6 protein-coding genes and 1 rRNA gene are annotated in these 7,007 nt (G+C 59.6%); 4 read left to right on the plus strand and 3 right to left on the minus strand.

The window, feature by feature from the left end; translation table 11 throughout:
- The first annotated feature begins 10 nt into the window (after positions 1–10).
- On the plus strand, positions 11–424 hold the full coding sequence (locus ABEH28_RS26035) for a serine kinase/phosphatase (protein ID WP_346631469.1): 414 nt from the start codon (positions 11–13) through the stop codon (positions 422–424).
- A gap of 56 nt (positions 425–480) precedes the next feature.
- On the opposite strand, the gene rimI is transcribed toward ABEH28_RS26035, so the two are convergent.
- Positions 481–933: a ribosomal protein S18-alanine N-acetyltransferase gene (gene rimI / locus ABEH28_RS26040; RefSeq protein ID WP_237254780.1), complete on the minus strand. Its 453-nt coding sequence runs from the start codon at positions 931–933 to the stop codon at positions 481–483.
- Positions 926–1,732, minus strand: coding sequence for an energy transducer TonB (locus ABEH28_RS26045; protein WP_282369393.1), 807 nt, complete (start codon positions 1,730–1,732; stop codon positions 926–928). Before ABEH28_RS26045 ends, rimI begins: the two co-directional genes overlap by 8 nt.
- 144 nt (positions 1,733–1,876) lie before the next feature.
- On the opposite strand from ABEH28_RS26045, the gene mksB reads away from it, so the two are divergent.
- Genes mksB through mksF form a run of 3 tightly spaced genes read left to right on the plus strand, consistent with a single transcriptional unit; the run spans position 1,877 to position 6,682 of the window.
- Entirely contained in the window at positions 1,877–3,154 is a 1,278-nt protein-coding gene (gene mksB, locus ABEH28_RS26050) for an Mks condensin complex protein MksB (RefSeq protein ID WP_192174971.1), read from the plus strand.
- Positions 3,144–3,851 carry an Mks condensin complex protein MksE gene (gene mksE / locus ABEH28_RS26055; RefSeq protein WP_122536222.1) on the plus strand — a complete coding sequence of 236 codons (708 nt, stop codon included), beginning with the start codon at positions 3,144–3,146 and terminating at the stop codon, positions 3,849–3,851. Before mksB ends, mksE begins: the two co-directional genes overlap by 11 nt.
- Positions 3,848–6,682, plus strand: coding sequence for an Mks condensin complex protein MksF (gene mksF / locus ABEH28_RS26060; protein WP_346631470.1), 2,835 nt, complete (start codon positions 3,848–3,850; stop codon positions 6,680–6,682). Before mksE ends, mksF begins: the two co-directional genes overlap by 4 nt.
- A gap of 207 nt (positions 6,683–6,889) precedes the next feature.
- On the opposite strand, the gene rrf is transcribed toward mksF, so the two are convergent.
- Positions 6,890–7,005: ribosomal RNA gene (rrf, locus tag ABEH28_RS26065) — 5S ribosomal RNA — on the minus strand.
- Between the last annotated feature and the right edge of the window lie 2 nt (positions 7,006–7,007).

Here is a 7,007-nt window from a genome sequence, read left to right on the forward strand (position 1 = left end):
AGGATTTGCCATGAACGATTCACGCCGTCCATTCGATGCCACTCAACCCGAGCCCATCGATGACAACGAAGACCGCATAGGATCAATGGAAGAGCTCAACTTCAACGACAACAATGAGCCTAGCGGGCGCATTGGCGACATCATTCCTGAAGATGAGCTTGAAACGTTGATTCCTGATGAACGCGTACGTGAGGCAGGGCTGACCGGTGCATCTACCGAAGATCACAACCCGACCGATGACGACATGAGCCCTGAAACATTGATCCGGGAAGACGGTGCGCGCGGTCCCCGTGAAGCGGGTGAAGATGGCCCGGCTGACCTGGATTTGAGCATCGTTGATGAAGATGACATCGGCGGTGGGGATGGTCTGGACGAGGAAGAGATGGCCATTCTTGATCCGCTGGACGGCAAGCCTGGCGTCTGATCACTGGCTCGAGTTATGTGGGAGCGAACCTTTTTCGCCCCCACACCGATCTCGGATTATTCGAACAGCGTGCATGCCATGACGATTGCGTCTTCACGCCCGCCCACTGCCGGGTAGTAGTCCCGACGCCGACCTATTTCGTTGAAACCGTAGCGCTCATACAAACGATAGGCCGACCGGTTGCTGTCTCGCAGTTCGAGAAAACATTCCCGGCCATTGATCTCGTAAGCGCGCTTCATCAGCTGTTCCAGCAGCATCAGCCCCAAACCACGGCCCTGACTCTCCGGTTTAACGGTGATGTTGAGCAAGTGCGCTTCATCGATGATCACGTTGATCACCCCGTGCCCCACCTGCTGACTGCCTTCGAACATCAGCCATACTTCGTATGACTTCAGCGCATCGATGAAAATGCCCCGCGTCCAGGGATGACTGAAAGCGGCGTATTCGATCTTCAGCACGGCATCCAGGTCAGCTTCGGTCATGCGGCGAAACGTTACTGCGTCATTCATCTACGGTCTTCCAACGGCCCATCAATTGACGCATGGAGCGCCACACTTCGGCCTTTCGCTGCGGCTCGTCCATCAACAGTTCCAGACCCGGCAGCGCCCAGGCTAACCCCAGGCCATCGACCTGGAGTTCAAGATTGTAAGATTCAGCATCCGTTTCAGCCGCGAAACGCAGCGCCGGAAGGCCGATCAGCCATAGGCAGGTGCAGGGTTGTTCTTCGACGCGTGCGTACAGAAAACCCTGGACGAAATCCCGCGCTGCTTCGGGCCCCTGGTCCATTTGCCCACGCACCAGCAGCGGCCAGCGCACAGGCTCGCCGATGATCTGCGGACTGTCCGGCAGACCGGCGGCGCGAAGCATGTCTTTGAGCAACAGATAGGAAGGGTCGCGGCTCTGGAACGGCTCGCCGGTCACCAACTCCACGAGCAACAGGCAACTCCCGGCGCGCAGCAGTTGCAGGGCAAAACGTGGCGGCGGCGCAACCGGCGCTTTCACCACGGCCGGTGCGGCCTCTTCCTCCTGCACCACTTTTGGCTTGGGCGCGCTGGAGGGGCGAGGGATTTCGATCTTTGGCCGCTCGACGGTACGCGCAACGGGTGTCGGCGCGACGGAGGGCGAATCGCGATCCGGCGCGCGAGGCGTATCCGCCTGAATAATCGGCGCAGGCACCTCTTCAAGCTGCGGCACCGGCGCAAGCAATTCGGGACGCGATGGCGCAGCAAAAGGCAATTCAGTGCGCGGCAGCCAGCTGACCACCTGCATGGCGGTCAGATAAGCGCGACGACGAGGCTCGTTGAGCAAAGGTCAGCTACCTGTGGATAAAGTCAGGCGGAAGATTCTACAGGCCTTCACCGCTTCCCGCCGCTGTTGATCGACTGCGGGTGAAAAACGAGCCCGGCGATGCAGTACAATCGCCGCTTTTATTTGCCAGTCAGCGACCATCCGATGATCGAACCTAAGCGCGTCCTGCGCGCCCTTGCCGAACACTGGGCGCTTCTCGAGCCACTCTGCGAGCACTTCGACCAGGGCACTCTGAGCCTGAGCGAACTGCGTTTGCAGCTGGCGGCCCAGCAACTGGAAAGCACGCCCCAGGACATCACCACTCTGCTGGACGTCTGGATTCGGCTCGACATTCTGGTGCCGGTCGCAAAAAGCCCGAACCGTTTCGAGCTGAACGCGCAGATCCACGATTTCCTGTCCTACCTGCGGCGCGAGCATCGGCTGGGCTTGTGCCTGGAAATCGAAGCGTACCTGCGCCACCTCGAACGGCTGGCCGGCTATATACAGGAAGCCTTCGACGCCCGGGACGCCAATGACCTCGCGCGGCAACTGCGCCTGCTCGACATGCGCGTACGCGACGTCCTGAAGAAGCTCGCCAATGACGAACAGGCCCTTGTGTCCGTGGCCGAACGCGCCAAGACCAGTGACCGGCAGATTCCGCTGCGTCAGCGTTACGCGGAAGTGCTGGCGACCTGGGATGAATATGTCGAGCCGATGATCCAGCTGGTGAACGCCGATGGCGCCTTCGAACAGGGCGTGCGCAAGGTCGAGAACGTGCTGCTGCGCATGCTCACCGACCAGCAGCGTCTCGGTCACCTGGTCGACGACGACATGCTCCTGCGCACCCACGCGCGCATTCTCGAAATGCAGACCAGCGCGCAATTGACCTTGCGCCACGCGCGTGAACTGCTGCTGCCACTGCGTGAAGAAGCGCGTCGCCACAACGCCGTGACGCGCGGTGCTGCCCTCGCGCTGTCGGCGATTCGTCGACGAGGGCTCGACGCGGTGCCACAAGCGGCGATGCCGATGTTCACCCGCCCGCAAAGCACGTTCCTCGGCAGTGCCAATCAGGTTGAAGCGTACGTGTATGCGCTGGCGCGCTTCGAGCCGAAACCGGCGCGCTTCCCCAAGGCCAATATCACCCGAAAGGGCGAGCCGCCTCGCGCGCCGCGTACGGTCAGGGAAATGGTCGAGCGCTGCGAAGACGCCCTGCCGATGCCGGATCTGATGGTCTGGCTCCTGGAGCAGGAGCCCACCGGCGCGACCGATGAATTGCTGTATTGGTTTTCGCGGCTGTCGCGAGACAAACGCTTCAAGCGCGAGCGCCTTGAGCGCCGCGAATACCTGACCCAGGAGCACCGCGTCAGCCTGCGCTCCTTCGCCCTGCTCTCGAGCAAAGACGCCACCCCAGAGAATTCCGAGGGCACCGCCCATGCATCTTGATCTATCCGAAATGACCCAGCTGGCGCCGATCTTCCGCGAGCTGTTCAAGGGCTACCACGTCAGCCGCCGCGATCCCGAGCTGTACGCGCAACTGTCCAATCTTCAGGACCAGTACCGCGGCCTGTTCAAGGCGTTGGGCTTCGAGCTGGTGTGCGACACTCGTGGGTTCTACTACTTCGTGCCTGATCTGGCAGCCGCGCAGGTCAACAAGACCGCGCAACGTCTGGCGCTGTTCACATTCATCCTCGTCGAGCATTTGGCCGACCAGGGCCGCGATCCGGTCGCCGTGCTCGATGGCGGCAGCCTGGGCCGTGACGAATTGCCCTCGCTGCTGGAAAAGTACCGCGATCTGTTCCTGCAAGCTGAGGTCCAGACCCAGGAAGAGCTGGAAGAAAAAATCATGCGCCGCATGACCCAGCTGGGATTCGCCGCCGAAGAAGTAGGCATTTATCGCTTCCTGCCGCCGATGCATCGCTTCCTCGACGTCTGCCTGTCCGTGCAGCAGGACCGTGATCTGGCGGCCAGCCTGCACAGCGCCCTGCCGTTGCCGGCCCCGGTGCTGATCGACGAAGACAGCGATGAGCGACTGCTGGAAACGGACGACCCGCTGGACCTCACCGAATTCGATGAATCCGCAGAAACCGAAGAGCAAGCGCTAGCCCGGGCGATCGCTGAAGAACAGGAGCATGACGCATGAGCCAGGAACGCTACGGCATACGCCGCTTTGCGCTGCTGAACACGGCCGGTTACAGCCTCGGGTTGTTTCCACTGGAGCATCCGCTGTCGGTCTACGGCGCGAATAACCTGGGCAAGAGTGCGTCGATCAACGCTCTGCAGTTCCCGATTCTGGCGCGCATGTCGGACATGAGCTTCGGCAAATACAGCCTTGATCAATCGCGCCGCTTCTACTTCGCTTCCGACACCAGCTACATCCTCGTCGAAGTCTCCCTGCCCCACGGCCCCCATGTGATTGGCGTGGTCGGTCGAGGCCCGGGCGGCGGTTTCGGTCATCAGTTCTTCGCCTATGCCGGCAAGCTGGACCTGGCTCACTACCAGAAGGACGACACCTGCCTGCGCCAGAAGGAGCTGTTTGCCAATCTGGAAAGCCAGGGCCTGAAAGCCTATGAGCTGAAGCCCGATGAACTGCGTCGTTTGCTGGTGGGTGGCCATACGTCGATCCCGCTGGACCTGACGCTGATTCCCCTGCGCTCGACCAGTGAGCAGAGCCTCAAAACGTTCCGGGCGCTGTTCATCAACTTGCTGCACATGCGCGAGATCACCGCTGCCAAATTGAAGCAGCTGTTTCTCGACGCGTTTGAGCACAGCCTGCGTTCCGGCAGCGTCGATTACATCGCCGCGTGTGAAGAAGCCTTCCGTGACGTACGACGCATGGAGCAGGACTACAACGCACTGGTGCTCGCCGGGCCGCTGGTTGAAGCGCTGGCCAATGGTGTGAGACAGCGCGACATCCTCCGCGGCAAGCTGCATCGCCTGTCGCCATTGCTCGACTCGTTGCTGGGCACATGGCAGGACTACTCCAACGCGCGCAAAGAAGAATTGGTCATCCAAAGCGAGCACTACCGTAACGAACAGGATTCGCTGCAGAACGACCAGCGGGGCAGCACTCAAGAGCTGATGCGACTGGAGCGTGAGATCAGCAACATCCAGCGCTGGATCGGCGAATTGGCGGTGTTGAAGAACCGCTTCGCACTGGTCGACGACGTTAAAATCCTGGAACAACAGTTACTGGCTGCAAAAGACGCCCACGATGAACTGGCCGGTGCTCTCGCACAGTCGCGCCAATTCAGCGCCGAGGATCTGGATGAGCGCCTGCGCGATCTGGAAAAACGCCTGAAATCAGTCAAGCAACAGCTCGATCATGCCGACAACAACAGTTATGCCCGCCTCCGCGAAGAGTTCTCGCAGCCTGATGTAGAGCGTCTTATGCGCTTGTTCAACAGCGCGCTGTTCAGCTTGCCACTGGGCGAGCAAGGCATCGCGCTGGATGATGGCGATGCATGGGTCAAATCCCTCGAAGCGATTCTCGATGGGTTCAAGGGCGAACGCTTTGAAGTACCCGGCCTGACTGTCAACCTGTCGAACATCGAGCCACCTGCACTCCAGGCGCTGGCCGATCGCGCCGCGCTGCGTGATCAGAAGGAACGCCTGGAGAAGGAACTCAAGCAGCTAAAGACCCAACAAGCCGTCGCGGCCGACCGTGCAGCGAGCAAAACCCAGACTGAAGCGTTGTATCAACAGGTGCTGGACGCGCAGAAGGCGCTCGAAGACTTCCGCCGCGCTCAAACATTGAGCGCCGAAGAGGGCGAGAAGCTTGAGCAGTTGGCCCAGATGGAAGCGGCGCAGGATGAGCTCAAGCGCTCCAGTGATGCATTCACCGAGCGCGTTCAACAACTGTCGGCCAAGCTGCAGCTGATCGGTCGTCAGATCGGCGATCTCGAATCCAAGCAACGCACGCTGGATGACGCGCTGCGTCGTCGTCAGCTGCTCCCGACCGATCTGCCGTTTGGCACGCTGTTCATGGAGCCGGTTGATGACTCGCTGGAGAACTTGCTGCCGCTGCTCAATGATTATCAGGACAGCTGGCAGGGCCTGTTGCGCTGCGATGGTCAGATCGAAGCGTTGTACGCGCAGGTGCGTTTGAAAGGTGTCGCCAAGTTCGACAGCGAAGATGACATGGAGCGGCGTTTGCAACTGCTGATCAACGCTTACGCTCACCGGACTGATGAAGCGCTAACTTTGGGTAAGGCACGTCGTGCCGCTGTGACCGACATCGCTCGGACGCTGCGCAACATCCGCAGCGACTACGACAGCCTTGAGCACCAATTGGCGCTGTTTAACCGTGAGATCAACCGCCGGCAGGTTTCCAACCTGGAGAGCTTCCGCATTGTGCTCGCGCCGAACAAGGAAGCGCTCAAGCACATCGACCAGATCATCCACAGCGCCGGTCAGTACGAAGAGGGCGAGACACTGTCGGTGTTCGATCTGAGCCAGAGCGCCGAGCAGGACAACAAGAACGAGGAAGCCAAAGAGTATCTGGCTCGCCTGGTTGCAGCTAACCACAACCAGCTCGGCTTGAAGGACTTGTTCGAACTCGCGTTCGAGATCACCAAGGTCAACAGCCAGCCGGTTATCCACACCGACATCGATGGAGCGGCGTCAAATGGCACGACCATGACCATCAAGGCACTGACCAACATGTACCTCTTGCTGCACCTGATGGATCGCGAGCAGGCTGGACGGATTCGTCTGCCCTACTACCTCGACGAAGCCGCTGACATTGATGAAAGAAACCAGGCAGCGTTGCTGGAAACTAGCCTGCAACTGGGCTTTGTACCGATTCTGGCGAGCGTTAAGCCTCAAGTGTCGGCACATGTGGCCATTGACCTGGAAGGCGGCAGTGGGCCAGCCGGGATCTACATTGACGAAGCAGACTGGAAGTACATTCAACGTCGTGATGGGGCTACTCCGGTTAAAGCGACCCAAGCAGTTGAAACGCTAAGCGAGTAAGTAAGTCGCCTGTTAGCAGAAAGCCCCGCAGTGATGCGGGGCTTTTTTATGGGCGCTGATGATTGGCTGTTGGCTGTTGGCTGTTTAGCTGTTTAGCTGTTTAGCTGTTTAGCTGTTGGCTGTTTAGCTGTTGGCTGGGCAAATAACTTTTCCGCGCGCAAAAAACAAAACCCCACCTGCTTTCGCAAATGGGGTTCTGGAATTTAATCTTGACGATGACCTACTCTCACATGGGGAAACCCCACACTACCATCGGCGATGCATCGTTTCACTGCTGAGTTCGGGATGGGATCAGGTGGTTCCAATGCTCTATGGTCGTCAAGAA

It is taken from the genome of Pseudomonas sp. Ps21-P2, from assembly GCF_039672565.1.
GTDB lineage: Bacteria > Pseudomonadota > Gammaproteobacteria > Pseudomonadales > Pseudomonadaceae > Aquipseudomonas.